This window comes from Petroclostridium xylanilyticum, assembly GCF_002252565.1.
Classification (GTDB): Bacteria; Bacillota; Clostridia; order SK-Y3; family SK-Y3; genus Petroclostridium; species Petroclostridium xylanilyticum.
The window spans coordinates 1-18,068 of record NZ_NPML01000004.1 but is presented as its reverse complement, the minus strand read 5'-3'; the positions used below and the strand labels follow the sequence as shown (position 1 = coordinate 18,068).

14 protein-coding genes, 1 tRNA gene and 1 pseudogene are annotated in these 18,068 nt (G+C 33.6%); 2 read left to right on the top strand and 14 right to left on the bottom strand.

Annotated elements, in window-relative coordinates; all coding sequences use genetic code 11:
- The first annotated feature begins 44 nt into the window (after nt 1-44).
- On the top strand, nt 45-257 hold the full coding sequence (locus CIB29_RS02035) for an FmdB family zinc ribbon protein (protein WP_094546299.1): 213 nt from the start codon (nt 45-47) through the stop codon (nt 255-257).
- A complete protein-coding gene (locus CIB29_RS02030) occupies nt 239-571 on the top strand; it encodes a hypothetical protein (protein ID WP_094546297.1) in 333 nt (110 codons plus the stop codon). Before CIB29_RS02035 ends, CIB29_RS02030 begins: the two co-directional genes overlap by 19 nt.
- 110 nt (nt 572-681) lie before the next feature.
- Here the strand turns inward: CIB29_RS02030 and CIB29_RS02025 are convergent.
- The 14 genes and pseudogenes from CIB29_RS02025 to CIB29_RS01960 form a co-directional block, all read right to left on the bottom strand.
- Nucleotides 682-757, bottom strand: a tRNA-Lys gene (locus CIB29_RS02025).
- 93 nt (nt 758-850) lie between these two features.
- A pseudogene (locus CIB29_RS02020) lies at nt 851-1,063 on the bottom strand (cell wall hydrolase); the annotation flags it as partial.
- A gap of 157 nt (nt 1,064-1,220) precedes the next feature.
- Nucleotides 1,221-2,363 (bottom strand): family 8 glycosyl hydrolase, encoded by a 1,143-nt coding sequence (locus CIB29_RS02015; RefSeq protein WP_094546293.1) that lies wholly within the window; start codon nt 2,361-2,363, stop codon nt 1,221-1,223.
- Between the two features lie 84 nt (nt 2,364-2,447).
- The gene (locus CIB29_RS02010) at nt 2,448-3,956 is read right to left on the bottom strand and encodes a GH39 family glycosyl hydrolase (RefSeq protein ID WP_094546291.1); all 1,509 of its coding nucleotides are present in this window, start codon (nt 3,954-3,956) and stop codon (nt 2,448-2,450) included.
- Between the two features lie 82 nt (nt 3,957-4,038).
- Nucleotides 4,039-6,102: an alpha-glucuronidase family glycosyl hydrolase gene (locus CIB29_RS02005; RefSeq protein WP_094546289.1), complete on the bottom strand. Its 2,064-nt coding sequence runs from the start codon at nt 6,100-6,102 to the stop codon at nt 4,039-4,041.
- 30 nt (nt 6,103-6,132) lie between these two features.
- Complete coding sequence (locus CIB29_RS02000; protein ID WP_094546287.1) at nt 6,133-7,047, bottom strand: carbohydrate ABC transporter permease; 915 nt, start codon at nt 7,045-7,047, stop codon at nt 6,133-6,135.
- Nucleotides 7,048-7,062: 15 nt separating this feature from the next.
- On the bottom strand, nt 7,063-8,028 hold the full coding sequence (locus tag CIB29_RS01995; protein ID WP_094546285.1) for an ABC transporter permease: 966 nt from the start codon (nt 8,026-8,028) through the stop codon (nt 7,063-7,065).
- A 111-nt stretch (nt 8,029-8,139) separates the two neighbouring features.
- Nucleotides 8,140-9,846 (bottom strand): type 2 periplasmic-binding domain-containing protein, encoded by a 1,707-nt coding sequence (locus CIB29_RS01990; RefSeq protein ID WP_094546283.1) that lies wholly within the window; start codon nt 9,844-9,846, stop codon nt 8,140-8,142.
- A 75-nt stretch (nt 9,847-9,921) separates the two neighbouring features.
- Nucleotides 9,922-11,517, bottom strand: a complete 1,596-nt coding sequence (locus CIB29_RS01985) for a response regulator transcription factor (protein ID WP_157910182.1) — start codon at nt 11,515-11,517, stop codon at nt 9,922-9,924.
- The gene (locus tag CIB29_RS01980) at nt 11,510-13,324 is read right to left on the bottom strand and encodes a sensor histidine kinase (protein WP_094546279.1); all 1,815 of its coding nucleotides are present in this window, start codon (nt 13,322-13,324) and stop codon (nt 11,510-11,512) included. Before CIB29_RS01980 ends, CIB29_RS01985 begins: the two co-directional genes overlap by 8 nt.
- The gene (locus CIB29_RS01975; RefSeq protein WP_094546277.1) at nt 13,299-14,918 is read right to left on the bottom strand and encodes a response regulator transcription factor; all 1,620 of its coding nucleotides are present in this window, start codon (nt 14,916-14,918) and stop codon (nt 13,299-13,301) included. The genes CIB29_RS01980 and CIB29_RS01975 overlap by 26 nt, the downstream gene beginning before the upstream one ends.
- Before the next feature lie 311 nt (nt 14,919-15,229).
- Nucleotides 15,230-15,922, bottom strand: coding sequence for a spore cortex-lytic enzyme (gene sleB, locus CIB29_RS01970; RefSeq protein ID WP_479724515.1), 693 nt, complete (start codon nt 15,920-15,922; stop codon nt 15,230-15,232).
- 136 nt (nt 15,923-16,058) lie between these two features.
- Complete coding sequence (locus tag CIB29_RS01965; protein ID WP_094546273.1) at nt 16,059-16,604, bottom strand: D-lyxose/D-mannose family sugar isomerase; 546 nt, start codon at nt 16,602-16,604, stop codon at nt 16,059-16,061.
- A 179-nt stretch (nt 16,605-16,783) separates the two neighbouring features.
- The gene (locus CIB29_RS01960) at nt 16,784-17,908 is read right to left on the bottom strand and encodes an RNA-guided endonuclease InsQ/TnpB family protein (RefSeq protein WP_094546271.1); all 1,125 of its coding nucleotides are present in this window, start codon (nt 17,906-17,908) and stop codon (nt 16,784-16,786) included.
- Nucleotides 17,909-18,068 lie beyond the last annotated feature (160 nt).

Below are 18,068 nucleotides of genomic sequence, written 5' to 3'. Positions count from 1 at the left end.
ATTATGCTATAATATATAATGCTATATAGTAAGGGGGGAGAAAAGTGCCGTTTTATGATTTAAAATGTGAAAAATGTGGAGCTGTTTTTAACGTAATGGCAAAAATGAGAGAAAAAGAAGAAAAGCTCATCAAATGTCCTACGTGTGGCAGCAACGATTTAAGCTCCGTATTTACCAACATTAATATAGTTAAGAATCGTACTAAAGAAATGCCACCTTGTTCAGGAGGATGCTGTGGTTGTCCAAATGCAAGGTAAAAGGAGTCCATATGCAGATTATAGACAATGTGAAGAGCAAATACAATACCTCCATCCTTAATGAGATGGATACACTTGTATGTAAATCACTATTTTCATTTGATGCACTACATGGAACACTAGCCGAAAAACATTTTGACATTTTGCAAGATGCATTGAACTTATATAAAAGCAAGAACAAAATAAGAGTCTGCAAGTTATGCCAGCACTCTGAAATTGTAATTGACGATTGGTATAATGATATTATCTGCACCAATTGTTATCATAAGAGAAATAACAGAGCAAGAATTAAGGAACTTCTAAACTTGCAGTGACTAGAGCTTCAGTTTACACCTGTGGTCTCTAGATTTTATTCCCTTTTTTAATTTAATTGGGAATACCATAAAAAATGCCTTCAAAATATCTATTTTGAAGGCATTTTTTATGGTGCACCATCGGGGACTCGAACCCAGGACACCCTGATTAAGAGTCAGGTGCTCTACCAACTGAGCTAATGGTGCATATTTCATTTACAAATGGTATTATAAATGATTTTTGCAAATATGTCAAATATTTTTAATGGGCAGGAAATTAAATTTCCTGCCCATTAAAATCTATTTTGCAAATATATGTTTCCCTATTCTCTTTATTATCGGCCTGCTATATATCCAGTTATTTGTGGTCTTTGCAGGGTTGTAATAATAGATGGCTCCACCTGAAGGGTCCCAACCATTCAAAGCATCTCTTGCTGCTTTTACCGATGAAGATTCCAATTGGGCATGAACCTGTCCATCGGTTATTGCAGTAAACGCCCCTGGCTGATATAAATGCCACTAACTATAGTCTGATTTTTAAAATTCAACTGTTTTTCATAGAACTTTTTACACTACCAATTAGAACTTTTCAAAAATATTTTCTGCTAATTGAGAGGAGATATACATATATAAATCTACATAAAATTATTTTTGGAATTACATGATATCTTTACCCATGTATCGGAAACCATATTCTATATTTCCCGCTTAACGCCAGTAAACTAAAGAAATATAAGCAGTTATCATAATAACGCCTAATTCCAGTACGAAGAGGCATATTCCAAAACATATCAATATATGTTTTTACATTTGGATCTGTTGCTGCAAGAGAGGCCATTGCATTCATAGCCAAAAGTCCTATAGGATGAAGAGCCTTTTGTTCTAATTCAATACCATCAATAGTATACATACTATAGTCAGAAGGATTCTTGTCTACAAAGAATTTCTGAATCTTATTTGCTTCTTCCCTTTCCCATTCATCTCCTCTGAACCATTCATAATCTAAAGCAATATTACCTGCTACCCTGTATGAATCGCTATAAAAATGTTCATGCCCATTGCAAACATAAGGGCTGCCGTCATAATTTGCATATTCAGGAGCCAATCCGGTAATAGGATGACAAGCTTTTTTTAGATATTCTCTACTGGCTGCTGCAGCTTCTAACCAGAATTGTTTGTCTTCAGGCTCTCCCCATAACGCAAATAATTCGTAAAAATGAGGAAGATGATAGGATGGATCAGTAAATGTACTTTCGGGTGTGAATTTAATTAGCTTATTATCATGATTACACATAGGGTCGCCGATACCGTCTTCACCTTTATGTATGCAAACCTTAAGAATTTCTTTGGCCTGCCGGCTATAGTTATATGGCTCCGGTCCATCTCCCCAACGATGTGATGCAAAGAACAAAGCCATTGCAAAATACTCTTCCCCATCTGGAGCCGGCCCCTGAGCTCGCCTCGAACCATCAGGATTTGCAGACCATGCAAAGTAACCTGAATACTTTCCGTCACTGTGCCACATATATTTTTTAGTCCATGTCCAAATACGATCAAATTCTTCTTTTTTATCCATTTGTACACACATCATCATGCCATAAGACATACCTTCCGTTCTTACATCCAGATTTCCAGTATCCAAAATATACGCTTCCTCTGAACCTACAGGGTAATAAATTTTTGTATTTTCATCTCCATAAAACAAGTCATTCCATGTATTCTCTACTTTTCGGAAAATCTCATGCTCTTGGTAACCATATTCTTTAAAAACATTTCGATACTCTCCAGTGTAAAAAGCCCCTTCTTTTTTCATATACAAACACTTCCTTTTCACTATATTGGGTTAATGTCCTATAAAATATAAATTTTAGCTACTCTTTTACTTATGTTGAGAAATCTAGTAACTGGTTATTTTATGGTCATCTAATCCTATGTAGCTATGAGATTCATCATTAATCCTATTAATTTCATATAAAGTAACTTCATTTTTTGATAATTTAAAGTTTAATTTTAAAACACCTTTTTCACTTTTCATTCGATTAGTGGTTATAAATGGTTTTGCTACCTGGCGCAGCACTTTCACTTGTTCTTTTGTAGGAAATCTTGGTCTGCCCATTTGAATCCAAGTTCTCCACGGATTGCCATATTCTTCGTTTATTGTTTGTTTTTTTACAAAAATATCTTCAAATGATACAGGTATCTCTATTTCATACTCTCTGACAATATCACTTTCTTTTTTCATTATTTCATTCCAAGCTACTAAAGCAATGGATCCGTCTTTTTTTCTGGTCACTAATAAATGTTCGTCCCGGTATAATTGCTCATCGCCCATTGACGCAAAGAAAGAAAACATATGAAATGTGGGTTTTGCAATGTTATTAAGTGCCACAAGGCCAAACCCTCCATGAAATTGTGATTTGGGTACGTCATGTTCTTCAAAAACATCGCTAAATGTCCAATAAGAAAACGAATCTACATAGTCTCCGCCCTCGCTGACGATCCTGGCTAAATAAGCAGCATTTAAAGGCGTATCATGCACCGGATTAAGTGGATGATATGAAGTATTATACTCAGTAATATGTAAAGGCAAGTCAGGAAACGGTGACTGACGAATCATTTGACGAACCTTTTTAAATTCATCTAGCATATATGTATTATCCCATAATTCCTGATAAACCACATGAGATGTCCTTGTATTTGGTTGTTGAGATGTATACGCATGCCGTGATACAAAATCAACAGGTACTTTCTCCTTGTAACAAAAAATCAAAAAATCTTCTATCCAGTGATCTGCTCCTCCACTGATTGCCGGTCCCCCCACTTTTATATTCTTATTCACTTCTTTCACAGCCGTTGCCGTAACTTGATAAAGTTTAAAATACTCTTCTTTATTAGCATCTTTCCAAAATTGAGTTAGATTTGGTTCGTTCCATACCTCAAAGGGCCATTGAAGTACTTCTTGTTCTCCATAACGTGAGATAAAATGCCGTACAACAGCTTTTATTAACTTTTTCCATTTATTATAATCCTTAGGTGGTGTAATGTTTCCCTTCCAATAAAAAACTGTATCATTTCCCGATGCAAGTTTTGCCGGCATAAATCCCAATTCTACAAAAGGCCGAATACCTCTTTCCAAAAAAGAATCAAAAATCCGATCGACATAGGTAAAATTATAAAATGGCCTAACTTCATCCCCTACTTCATCTTCTCTATAAATACCTACATCATCACTCAATAAGCCATGGCCTCTAATATATTTAAACCCAATTGTATCTTGTACAAAAGATAAAGCATCCAGATATTCCTTTTGAAGTGCCAGTCCTAACCTCCCTGTACCAACACAGAATTTCCAATTTTTTTTGAAAATTTTTCCGTCAGATTTCTGCGGAATTACTATTTTTTGCATTATAGTTCCTCCTATTACCATTATTACTACTAAATTTGTATAGACAAGTTATTGAATTGGTATTATGGTTTTTAATTGTATTTTAATATATAATTCTACCTAATTTATCTTTAATTCCAGATTTTCGATAGAAATAAGTATTAATTACATCTCTCCACTCTTTTGCATGTTCAACCTGTATCTTCAACCTCTCTAATACTTGAAGAAACCTCTCCTCATCAATATAATGTTTAAGAGTCATCCACTTATCTTTTAATTCAGCTGCCTGTTCAGCACCATCAAAATGTGTATTGTATATATGCTGTATAACTGTTTCTCCCGACTTAAGTATATAGGTATATGGAACATGGTGGAAAAATAAAAGAAGTTCATCCGGGCAGGTATCCAGTGATTCATACATTTCTGCATTCTCTTTATGATATTGTCCTGTATAACCTGTTCCGCTTTTTTGGGTGCGATCTACACCAATACCAAAACAGTCTGCTCTGTGATAGGTACCCCATTTAGAATACTCATACCCATCTACATTAGGACCATAATGATGCCCGGGATTTACCATCCAACCAATTCCCAGAGGTGCGTTGTAATTTCTGTAAATCTGCAAAGAATTCATTAACATTTCACAAATGGTATCCACCACTATCTGCTCATTCCCAAATGTAAGCCTCACCCACTCTTCTGCTATTTGTTCTGCGGTTAGGTCAGGATTCCATATGAGTCTGCCATATCCATATAAATTAGACTGCGCCAGGGTATGACCTGTCCAGTTTATATCATCTCCTATATTGGATACTCCTGCAACCCCTCCATATTTCCTTTCAAAAAGAGAGCCACTGACTATTTTTTTCACCGTGGATCCCGGCCCTTTGGCATAGGTATCAAAATCCATAATTTCCTTCCACATGGGGACAAGATAACACAAATGCTTTTGCTGACCCGTATATTCTTGGGTAATCTGCAGTTCCAGCACTTGATTAGTCTTGCTCATACCTCCCAAAAGTGGAGATACCGGTTCCTTAACTTGAAAATCCATAGGACCGTTTTTAATCTGAAGAATTACATTGTCATGAAACGCCCCGTCTAATGGAACAAAGTTATCATAAGCTGCTTTTGCCCGATCTGTTTTTCGATCCCGCCAGTCTTGTAAACAGTTATACACAAAACATCTCCAAATAACAATCCCATTAAATGGTGCTAGAGCCTCTGCTAACATATTAGCACCATCGGCATGAGTTCTCCCATAGACATAAGGACCTGGATTAAATTCGGAATCGGCTTTTACCAAAAATCCTCCAAAGTCCGGAATATACTCATATATTTCTGCTGCTTTTTCTTTCCACCACTGCTTTACATCTGCATCAACTGGATCTGCTGTAGGAAGATTTCCTAGATGGATAGGGCTGGTAAAGTTAATACTTAGATAAATTTTGATTCCATATGCTCTAAATACATCCGCGATTTTTTCTACAGAAGGTAAAAATTCCTTCATAATTAATCTAAGGGCTGCTTCTCTGACATTTACATTGTTAATTACAATACTGTTAATCCCTACAGATGCTAAAAGCCTGGCATAATCTTTGACCCTTTCCAAATCATATCCTATCTCATTATTTCTATAAAAGATAGATTGTCCTGCATATCCTCTTTCAATACTGCCATCCATATTATCCCATTGGTTTACAAATCGCAAAGCATTCCCGGGATTTTCTATTGTTTCAATCTGTTCTACCTCTTTTTGTGTCATTAAAGATCTTAAGAAATAGAAAACGCCATATAGTACCCCTTTGTCTGTTTTTCCGGCAATAATAATATTGTGTCTTGTATCACTCATAATGAGCTTAATCAAAAAACCTTCCTCTTTAACAGCGTTTTTTTCTTCCTGTAAAAATTCCAGTGCATACATTTCCTCAATAACATCAAAAGTTCCCAAAACAATTCCCTGAAATGCAGGTTTTTCAGAAACAACTTCCGGCTCTGTTTCCATCAGTCCCCAAATGCCTTTCTTTAACTCATTAACTGCAGATGATAATAGCTGGGAATCTATTTTTGCCCATATGGTTGCAACATATTTTTTATAGTTATCAATGAGTTCTGTTTTTTCTATCTTTGTATATCTCAACCAGCAATTATAACCATTATCTCCCATATACAACCTCCATTCTGATTAAAATTTAAACTATTCTTTTACACTACCAACATTTAGCCCAATAACAAAATATTTTTGTAAGAATGGATACACAATCAAAATTGGGGTTGCAGCAACAATTGTTATTGCTGCTCTAATTGATGCCGGAGTAACCATTGCCTTTGAGATTTCTTCGCTTCCCTGCAAGGCTCCTGCTCGAAGTGCCGGATCTGTATTGGTAGCTGTGGTAGAGGCAAGAAGTTTCATCAGTTCATATTGAATGGTGCTTAAACTCTGTTTTGCCGGCGCATATAAGAACGTATCGAACCATGAATTCCATGCGCCTACCGCAATAAATAGTGCTACAGTTGCAAGCACCGGCTTGCACAATGGAAATATGATTTGCAAAAATATTCGAAAGTCTCCTGCGCCATCTATTTTTGCAGATTCTACAAGACTTTCCGGAAGCGTTCCTATATATGTTCTAATAACAATGACGTTAAATGCACTGATCAAAGTAGGTATAACATATACCCAAAAGTTATTTAACAGTCCAAGGTATTTAATCAAAAGATACCCCGGTATTAACCCAGCACTAAAATACATAGTAATAACCAATACCGTAGTAATCATCTTTCTAAATACATATTCTTTTCTACTTAAGGTATATGCCAACATAGTACTAAAAAAAACACCTAAAACTGTACATAAAACTGTTTTCATTAATGAAATATAAAACGCGTGATAAATTGTACCTGTTGCAAAGACTGCCCTATAGTTCTGCAGTGTAAACTTTCTTGGCCACAGGTAAATTCCTCCTCTAATGGTATCATAGCCTTCATTAAAAGAAACTGCAATTGTATTAGCAAAGGGATATAACGTAATAATGACAAGCATAATCATAAAAATTGTGTTAAAAGTATTAAAAAGCACATCTTCTATCTTAGTCCATTTTGTTGTTTTCATTACATCTCCTCCCTTCTATATAAGTTGTTCTTCACCTATTTTTTTCGAAATTGTATTAGCCGTATAAATTAAAATAACACTTACAACAGTCTTAAATATACCTGCTGCTGTCGCAAGAGAAAAATTAAACTGACTAATACCATATTTTAACACAAAGATATCTATAGTTTCAGACCAATCAACAACTAAACCATTGCCAAGTAAATACTGAACTTCAAAACCTGCATTCAAAATATGACCCACACTCATAATCAGAAGTACCACAAATGTAGGTTTTATCCCAGGAAGAGTAATGTGCCACATCTTATGATAACGGTTTGCCCCATCAATATCTGCAGCTTCATACAACGCTGGATCTATTGAAGACATTGCAGAAAGGTAAATAATTGTATTCCAACCAACTTCCTTCCATACCTTTGCTGCTCCTACAATACCCCAAAAATATTCACCTTTACCCAACCACAATATAGGTTCCTTAATAAGTCCCAAATTTAATAATAATATATTGATAATTCCGTCTTCCGTCGATAATGCGTTGGAAACAAGTCCCGCAACAATTACCCATGATAGAAAATGAGGTAAATAAGAAATTGTCTGGACTGTTCTTTTAAATAACGCATTTTTAATTTCATTCAGCAATAAAGCAAGCAAAATAGCAGTGACAAATCCAAGAACTAAGTTAATAAAACTCATGGCTAGTGTATTTCTAAGAACTCTTAAAAATCCTGAATCCGAAAACAGAAATTGAAAGTGCTTAAATCCTACCCACTGTTGATTAAAGAAGCTTTTTGCCGGTTTAAAGTCTTGAAAAGCCATAACCCATCCAATGGCTGGCACATAGGAAAACAAAATTATATACGCCAAAAACGGTAAAGACATAAACATCAATTGTTTTTGGGCTTTCAGTGTTTTTAGGGTAATTATATTCTTTTCTTTTTGCGGTCTTTCCTGTCTTTTTTTTACTACTGCTACTTCAGGCATAAGATTCCTCCATACATTATTAATACTGATTATAACAATTGCATTTCTATAAAAGTAAACCGGGCGATGGGTATTTATTATCCACCACCCGAACTGCTAATCAAAATATTATTAATTATTGCTCCAATTTTTTATTCTCCACTGGATTTGTTCATTAATCCTGTCTTCATAAGCTTTTATATTAAGTTTGCGAATTTCAGACACATATTCATTCCAAATAGCATCAAATTGATCCATTGGCGCAAGAATTGCACGTGGCAGATATTTCATAGACAAATCATTTAGCTTGGTAGATGCTATCTTTGCTTCAGATCCATCAATAATATTGATTTGCCATGCCGGATAAGCTATTGGGTTTTCTGGCGGTTTTCTTAAAAATTCAGTAAGCGTTTTGAAACCATAAGCATTAAGGAATCCCTTATCATAGTCACTTAAACCTGCAAAATATTCCTCCGGTTGATCTCCAGGGCCACATGCATTTCCATCACTGTATACACCTTCCATTTTGGGTCCTTTATCAAATATCCCCATCGCTTTATTTGCTAACTGCCAAACTTGATCATTTGCATTTGTTCTTTGTTCCGGCGTCCTGTAGAACCTACCGTTTTTATCTACCAAGTAATCTTCGCCTTCAATACCCCACTGAAGGATCTTTTGCCATCTTTCTGTAATCAATGTATCAAACATTTTAATAATCCTTATCGGATCTTTTGCATTGACAGTAATACCAAATCCGCTGTTTACATTGATGGCAGGACGGTCAGCATACCAGTCGTGTCCAGCATAACTTTCATCCAGCATAACCGGCAGCGGTACATAAGTTCTGTTTATTAATCCCTGCTCAATTAAAGAATCTCTTGCAGAACCGAAATTCCATCCCTGGTCAAACATACCAACAACACGACCGCTGGCAATTTTCGCTAAATATTGATCGTAGTTTTGTGTAAATGTTTCACGATCTAGCAAACCTTTTGCATTTATTTCATTTAATTTTTTGTAGTATGCTTTGGCATAGTCTTTATCAGCAAAAATTTCTGCAATGTTAGTTTCGTAATTTACAACAACTCCACCTTCATTAGGTTTACCGATTAAGTGCTGTGGAGGGTTGGTTAAACAGAAGTTTCTCCAGTCATAAGATAAAATCTCAAATCCGATTGTCGGTTTTCCGTCAATGGTAGGATTTTTCTTTACATAATTCTCAATAAGTTCAAAATATTCATCTAATGTATTAATTTTGTCAACCGATGGATAACCGGCATCTTCCAATACCTGTTTTTGAATCCAGAATGCCGGTCCATAATGAGCTGTCCTGTTAAAATCACCATAAAATCTTCCATAGTCGGGCATAACATAGATTTTTCCGCTATCCGGATCTTTTATCTTGTTCCAGAAAGGTTTATAATGTTGGTATAAATTGGGTGCATGTTCTTTAATAAGATCTTCTAGAGGAATAAAAGCACCTGCATTAATTAATTCCGTTCCTCCGTTGACAATATCCGGATAATCTCCACTGGCAATCATAACGCCAAACCTTTGTTTGCTATCACCAACAAGATATTCAAATTGGAACTTAACACCAAGTTCTTCTTCAATTAATTTATATATCTTATTATCTTTTGTGGGCTGTTGTCCCGGAGCATTCACATATACACTTAACGTAATAGGCTCCAGTTTTGCTTGATTTTCACTTTTCGTGTTAGTACTTTCGTTGGATGATGATTGGTTTTTACCTTTACTTCCACATCCTGATAAGACTAAGCTGATGCTAATGACAAGAAATACTATGGCACTTAATAGTTTTTTTACAGTTACCCTCATAGTTCTTCCTCCTCGTTAAATTTTGGTTACAACCGTAACTAATCTTATTATATAATGCCATAGCCGATATATCATTTACAAAATTATAGTATTATCCCCTGTAAATATTATATTTTTTATATCTTTAGTAAATTTCATTTTGTATTCAAAAGGTTTCATTCTGGTATATTGTTCAAACTTTTTAACAAACCGGCTATAATTCAAATATCCAACTTTATTAGCTATCTCATTCAGCTTCATATCTGTCTGTTCCAGCAAATGTTTTGCTTCTTCAATCCTCAGTTTATGCAGATACTCATTAATGCCCATCCCATACGTTTTTGCAAATATCTGTCCAAGATAGACAGAATTTATATAGAAGTGTTCTGCGATTTCCTTAATAGTAAGGCTTTCACAAAAATGACTTTTTATATAAAGTTCTATTTCATATAAAATTCCTTTTGATTTGTTATTCCTTAATTCAGATACATATTGAACGATATACATACAATAATTCTTTAGAATTTTCATCATTTCTTCTATAGTTAGATATTTTTGTGATAATCTTTTTATATCACACATGCTTAAAAGCTTTGAATAATCTCTGTCGGTCTCCTCAATTAAATGTATACTTTTATAAACTACATTTATAATAAGCATTTTCAATATATCTGGTGAAATTTGCTTATGGTAAAATTCTTCTTTAACAGTTCTGATAACTTCATTAGCTTTCTTTTCATCGGCATTGGCTAATGCTTCAAATAATTTTTCAACAAGCTGAACTTTTTCAAATTCAAAATTAATAGATCTATCTTTTACGTGTTCATAAATAATGGGACCGGAACTATTCATAAATACTTTGAATTTCATTGCTTCTAAAGCTGCTGTATAAGCATCTTTAATTTGCAGTATACTAGATACTCCATGACTAATACTCATATTGATGTCTGTATTGTAAAGGCTTTTAATGGTGTGATATATGCCATATGCAAAGCTATAGATTTCACTCTTAGCATTAGTACTTTTTTCTATCCCTATAATAACACCATGAGAGCTTACGTTAATACTAAAAAAAAATACATCTTCTCTTGATCCGATATATTGTTCTATGCTTTCTATCACATCGGTCATACTGTTAGTATTAGCTTTACTTTCTATTTCAATAAGAATATAATACCATTCTTTATTTTGAAAATTTCTGCAAAACTTTTGTTTCATACTTTCATCAATATAATTCCCTTGAATCAACTTTAAAATTATATTTACAATGGTTTCCCGTTCAAATTCTTTTTGAATATATTTAAATTTTGATTGTTTTTCAAACTGTTCATATATTTCTTTCAGAACCTGGTCCACTTCTTCTTCAATAATTGGCTTCACTATATAGTGATTTACTCCTTGCTCCATTGCCTTTTTTGCATATTCAAACTCACTATATGCACTCATGATTACGAACTTTATATCATAATCCACATTTTTTTTTACATACTCAATGAGTTCTAAACCATTTATAACAGGCATTCTAATATCTGTAATTACAACATCCGGTAAAGAACGCTGGATTTCTTGGATGGCTTCTTGGCCATTCGTGCATAGACCACAGATTTCAAAACCCATACTTTCCCAATCGATCATAATTTCAAGGCCTTTTAAGGCTTGATATTCATCATCCACTACTAAGACTTTATACACCTTTTTCACCTCTTTGTGGTTGCTCCAATACTTTAATAGGAATTTTAAAATAAACTATTGTACCTTCATCCAATTTACTCTTTATGTTAAATTCAATCTCTTCACCGTAATTTAATTTTAACCGTCGATAAACGTTTCTAAGACCTATATTACTTTTAGTATCTTCATTCTTTATGTGTTCCATAATATTATATAATTCATTATTTTCAATTCCCTTTCCATTATCTTTTACCGCAATAATGAGTTCTTCATATTCCAATCTAACCGTTACTGTAACCAATCTATTTCCTTTTATCGCTTGCAGTCCGTGTTTACAAGCATTTTCAACTATCGTTTGTATACTCATTTTAGGAATTTTATATCCTGTTGCGCTTTGGTCTATAGAAAATATATAATTAAATTGGTCTCCAAAACGAAACTTTTCTATCTTAAGATACATTTCTGTAAAGGATATTTCTTCGCCTATAGTAATAAGATCATCTTTCCAACTTAGAAGTCTTCTCAAAATCTTGGATAAATATTTTATGATTTCAATAACATTTGTATAATTATTTTTTACACATACCACCAGAATTGCATTTAGTGTATTAAAAAGAAAATGAGGATTCATTTGACTCTGTAAAAATATTAGTTCTGCATGTATCCTTTCAAGGTACAAATCTTTTTTTTGCAGTTCAAGCTTATACACATCATAAATAAGTGAACTGATCTTTCCCGCCATAAGGTTAAAACTACGAATTAATTCACCAATCTCATCTTTTCCTTCTCTTATTTGAATAGGCATAATATTATCAAATTGTTGTTCCTTCACTTTTCTCATATGCTTTGTAAGGCTCATAATTCTATTATTATAGGATCTTAGCAAAATCACAACTAAAAAAGTAGACACCAATGTAGTAATGTTCATCAAAATAAGTACATAATTTCTGGTAGCATTTAGCTCTTGATTCACTGCACTGTTATCTAATATACCCACTAGCTTCCAACCTTGCAACAGTTGATTTCCAAACCAATTAGTCACAAGTATCTGATAGTCATCAATTAAAATATCTTCAAATTTTTTATATGCAGTTATATTGTCTTCATACATTTTATCTGTTGAGCAAATAATTCTTCCTAAGTTATCAACCAATATAAGATTCATATAGTTTTTTTCTCTATTCATAATTTCATAAATACTATTTATATTAATGTCTAACTTTACTATATTTTTATTTTGTAAATAAACCACATATCGGTTTAACTTTTTTAAAATACTAATAGATGGCACGTTCCTCTTTGGATTATAAGGATCTACATATTTATAAGAATAAATTATTATGTCTTTATTACTATTATCAATTTTATTATACCACTCTGCTTTTTCTGTATCTTCATCAATATAAAAATAATTTCCACCACTTATAATTTTTGTATTAGATGTATAAATTTCAATATTTTGTATAAATCTATATACGATCATATATATATTTACACGATCTCTCAAGAAATCAAAAAAAGAACCATAATAGTCAATATCATTTGTATAGTCCTTATCTAATAATGAATACAAAGATCTATCCATAGAAACAGCCTGACTAATATCTATTCCTGCTTGTAAAATATCTTCTATTTCGTTTGCAGCCCTATTTAAAGATATTTTGCGATTTTTATTTTCCCGTTCTTTTACATAAGTTCCTACAGTATTGAGAAAAAAAATATTGGTTACAACAATTGGAATTAAAACACATAAGATATATATGGAAAAAAACTTTTTATTGAGCGAAATATCATCAACAATATCAAATATTTTTTTCTGAAATTTCACCGTGATCACCCATCTCAGCTTTTTTATAAACCGAAGGTAAAGTCTTTGTAACCTCTTTAAACTTATTAGTAAAATATTCTGTGTCCTTATAACCAACAACCTTTGCAATGTCTGAAATTTTCATATCCGTTCTCTGTAAAAGCTTTTTGGCTTTTTCAATTCTTATATGATGAAGATATTCATTGAAATACATGTTTGTTTTTTTCTTAAATAACTGCCCTAAATATATTGGATTCATATGAAATTGATCTGCTAAATCTTGGAGTTTTAAAGGCTTTGAATAATTATTATCAATATATTTTTGCAGCTCATAAATAAGATTTGACGAATTTTTCTTTTGCAAATCTGAAATATAATTGGCCGTGCATAAGCATAATTCAGTAACCAGTTCTTTCATCTGCATAAAATTTTCTTTTATAATATCAATTTTATAATCTAATATCCACTTTGCAAACTCATCTACATTACCGTTTAATACATAAACCCTTTTAATAATCTCAGCTTTCAAATTTATGATATATGCTTCAATAATAACAGTTGCCACTTTGTTTTGGTAAAATTTATTGAAAATCTTAGTTATACCATTTTTTATTTTTTCAGTATCGTTATTCTCAATCTCTTTAAGAACATTCTCAAGATCACCTTCATAAAATTGATAACTCATACATGTTTTTTTGATATCTTCATAAAAGAAAATATTTTTTACCCGATAAAAAAAACGATAATCCTTTATCTCTAATATCTGCTCATACAAAGTTGATAGAGAATCTATTCCTTTTGCTGAATTACTTACAAACATTGAAATACTGAAACCACATTTATCCAAAACATTTTTTCTGATTTTTATAAGTAAATTCATTATGCCTGCATCGCATTTTTCTTTGTCTGATATAATCAGTCCAAGTTGATAAAGATTATGTTGATATATATATAATAATACATCCATACAAGAATTTATCTGAAAGGTTTCTTGAACTACATAACTGAGCTGATCTTTTTTATTCTTTATTTCATACTCTTCAAAATCATTCATCCACATACTAAAATGATCAATTTCCATTAAAATATACCTAATCTTTGTAGTATCTTTTATATTTAATAGAAAGGCTGCTTTATTAAATAAACTTTCTTTTTTCTCTCCATTAATAATTCTATGGATTACATTTTCAGTTATAAATGCAATGGTCTGCTCATTTGCTTTTTGTGATCTCATCTCTACCTGAAGTTCACCATTGAGTTTTTCCAGCAATTCCTCAATTTCTTCCACATCAATTGGTTTAAGAATATAGTGATTAACATTATAATGCATTGCTGTTTTGGCATATTTAAAATCATCATATCCACTTAAAATTACAAACTTGGCTCTTAAGTTTCTAATCTCTTTTACTTCTTTAATGAGTCGCAGACCATCAATAACGGGCATATGAATATCGGTTATTACTAGATGTGGGTTCATTAACTTAATAATTTCTAAAGCATCTTCTCCATCTGAAGCCTCTGCACATATGGAAAATCCATATTTCCCCCAATCAATCATTGTTTTTAGACCTTCAAGGACTAATGGCTCATCATCTACTATTAAAACTTTGAACACTATACATCATCACCTTACATAATGTTATAGCATTTTATCTTCAAAATTGTTTTAAATTAAATTTCTAGACTTGTGCAGTAATTTGTAAATTTTTATGCAGCTATCCCAAGTTTGGCAAAAGTATTTTCGAGACTAACCCCATTATCTGCACAAGCATATATAAAGTTAACAATATTAACCAATGTTTACAATTTAGTGCGCAACTCAAGTTAATTTTATCATAAATTTGGTTACTGTCAAGTAATCGTTGGCAATTTGGCAATTTGGCAATTTTTAATGGGCAGGAAATTTAATTTCCTGCCCATTAAAATCTATTTTGCAAATATATGTTTCCCTATTCTCTTTATTACCGGTCTGCTATATATCCAGTTATTTGTGGTCTTTGCAGGGTTGTAATAATAGATGGCTCCACCTGAAGGGTCCCAACCATTCAAAGCGTCTCTTGCTGCTTTTACCGATGAAGATTCCAATTGGGCATGAACCTGTCCATCGGTTATTGCAGTAAATGCCCCCGGCTGATATATGACACCTGCAAGTGTATTTGGAAAAGAAGGATGTTCTACCCTGTTAAGTATGACTGCCCCTACTGCTACCTGCCCTATGTAAGGTTCTCCCCTTGCTTCCCCATTGATTACCCTTGCCAGCAGGTAAACATTTCCTGATGCACTGGTACTGGCTTTTGCAGTGCTCCTACCTGTAGGAAGACCAAGCGCTGCCAGAGTTTGCGGACCGGCAATGCCATCAACTCTCAGTCCATTTTTTCTCTGAAATCTTCTGACTGCCAGAGCGGTTCTCCAGCCATAAATACCGTCAATCTTTCCTTTATAATATCCCCATTTTCTCAATTGGTACTGTATATTTTTCACTTCCTGACCGCGGGAACCGTACCGGGATAATACCGACTCGGTTGTCCACGCTTTATAGTAATAGAAGCACGCACCACTTGTTAATGATAAGACAAGTAAAGATATAATAAACTTTCTCATGGTTATATTCCCCCTCAAATTCAGAAACTTGTCAGAAATATTTTCTGCTAATTGAGAGAAAATATACATGGGATTAAGAATCTATATCTCTAGCAAAACACAAATAATAATAAAAATTTATTATACATTAATCATCCATCTCTTTTTTATATTTTTATTCTTCAATTACAGGAATTCTCTTTATATCGGGGTCAGTAAAAATATCAGCCTCATCTCTACTTTTAGTAGAAAATTCAGATACTACTGCTCCCTCTTGCCCGGCTTGAAACCAGTGCAAAGTATTAGGTTTAAGTGTATATTGCTCCCCTGGGTTTAAAACAATTTCATGCCAAACTGTATACGTATGTTCTCTTCCTTTCGGAGGCTTAGCAGTAGGGTTTGATGTAGGTTCTCCTTCAACATACAAATAGACCTTACCCCATCTGCAACGAAAAGTTTCCTCTTTGCCCGGCTCACCTTCTACAGGCGGATGTCTGTGCTCCGGGCATGTCTGAAAAGGAAATAATACCAGTTCTTTCGCACAGCATCTGTCGGTATTCACGTATGTTACCACTTCAAGCCCGGTTTGTTCCAGTTCATTTAAGCCAAAATCAGCTACTTCAATATTATCCTTTTCTTCTTTGGTAAGAATAATATTCGCTTTTTCAAAAAAAGTTAATGCTCTTTCCCTAGCCTCTTTTACTTGTTTTTTACTTAACATTTGTTTATTCCGTTACGCAAAACTTATAAAACTTTACAAAAACATTATAAAAGTTTATGTTTGCTTCCTCGTTCATAGTGTCCGACCTCGGCTAACCTACTATCGTTTGATGTGACACTCCAGAGGCTTGAATTCCCGTGTAACTCACGGTACACAGCATCATAATTCGTTTTGGTGATTTATGATGCTTTATATCTTGATAAATTGATACTTGCATTCTTATCCCTGTCTATTGCAGCACCGCAACATTCACATATAAATTCCCTTTCAGACAGTGACAGTTTGGTTTTCACATGCCCACATGCTGAACAGGTTTTTGATGAAGGATACCATTTATCGGCTTCTATAAATTCAATTCCATACTTCCTGCATTTATACTGAAGCATTGTTTTGAATTCAAACAAGCCCTGCTCTGATATTGATTTTGACAGGTGTTTGTTTTTCATCATACCACTGACATTCAGGTTTTCCATAACTATCCTTGATGGCTTGGTTTTCACTATCTCGGCAGTTGCTTTATGCCTGTTGTCAGTTCTGATGTTATCAAGACGTTTGTACAACTTTTTAATGTTTTTTTCAAGTTTTATAATGTTGCCTGTTTTGACGCAACTTCCTCCTTCCTTGTTTTTTTGGTATTTGTTTGATACCTTGTGCTGCAACCTGCGCAATTTCTTTTCTAATTTTTTAACTCTTTTGGTTTTGTTGATGTTTTTAAATGTCATTCCGTTTGAGCATACAGCCAAATTCTTTATCCCTAAATCAATACCTATACTTTCGCCTGTAAGCTCAACAGCCTCTTGCTCCGCCTCAATGCCTACAGACACATACCAGTGTATTCCGTCAAACTTTACCCTTGGGTTTGTATATTTTGCATTTTCCGGTATCCTGTCTTTTTCTGAAAGTCTTACCCAACCAATTTTTTCTAATCTAACCTTGCCGTTTTTGAATTTTATTTTTTCGGTATCTTGATAAAATTTTGGCTGGCTTTTCTTCCTGCTTTTAAATTTTGGTTTATCGGCAAGCTTTTTAAAAAACTTATAGTAAGCATCACAGGCATCCTTTATGGCTTGTTTGGTTATGTTGTTGCTGTAATCATTAAGCCACTTGTATTTTTCAGTCTTCTTTAAAAACGTTAATTCTTTTCTCAAGTCTCCGTCTTTAATGAATTTGCCACCGCTTTTATAATTTTCTTCTTGTTTGGCAAGCGTCCAGTTATATGCCCATCTTGCAACTCCTGCACTCTGAAACAATTTTGTTTTTTGCTTGTTGTTGGGTTCAAGCCTGACTTTCAGGGCTATTATCATCTTCCAACAGCTCCTTTATCATTTTTTTGGCTTTATTGGCTCTCCGGTAGTGTCAAAAATTTTATCAACTTTTGACCTGTACCCTTTGATTTTATTGACTTTTATTTAAAATTTATCTTACCCCTATAAAATTGGAAATTGAGAATGTATAGATTTGAAA

Coding starts and splice junctions, on each gene's coding strand:
- CIB29_RS02015 (WP_094546293.1), bottom strand. CDS start 2,363: ATGAAAAAAGAAGGGGCTTTTTACACTGGAGAGTATCGAAATGTTTTT.
- CIB29_RS02010 (WP_094546291.1), bottom strand. CDS start 3,956: ATGCAAAAAATAGTAATTCCGCAGAAATCTGACGGAAAAATTTTCAAA.
- CIB29_RS02005 (WP_094546289.1), bottom strand. CDS start 6,102: ATGGGAGATAATGGTTATAATTGCTGGTTGAGATATACAAAGATAGAA.
- CIB29_RS02000 (WP_094546287.1), bottom strand. CDS start 7,047: ATGAAAACAACAAAATGGACTAAGATAGAAGATGTGCTTTTTAATACT.
- CIB29_RS01995 (WP_094546285.1), bottom strand. CDS start 8,028: ATGCCTGAAGTAGCAGTAGTAAAAAAAAGACAGGAAAGACCGCAAAAA.
- CIB29_RS01990 (WP_094546283.1), bottom strand. CDS start 9,846: ATGAGGGTAACTGTAAAAAAACTATTAAGTGCCATAGTATTTCTTGTC.
- CIB29_RS01965 (WP_094546273.1), bottom strand. CDS start 16,604: ATGTTAAGTAAAAAACAAGTAAAAGAGGCTAGGGAAAGAGCATTAACT.
- CIB29_RS01960 (WP_094546271.1), bottom strand. CDS start 17,908: ATGATAATAGCCCTGAAAGTCAGGCTTGAACCCAACAACAAGCAAAAA.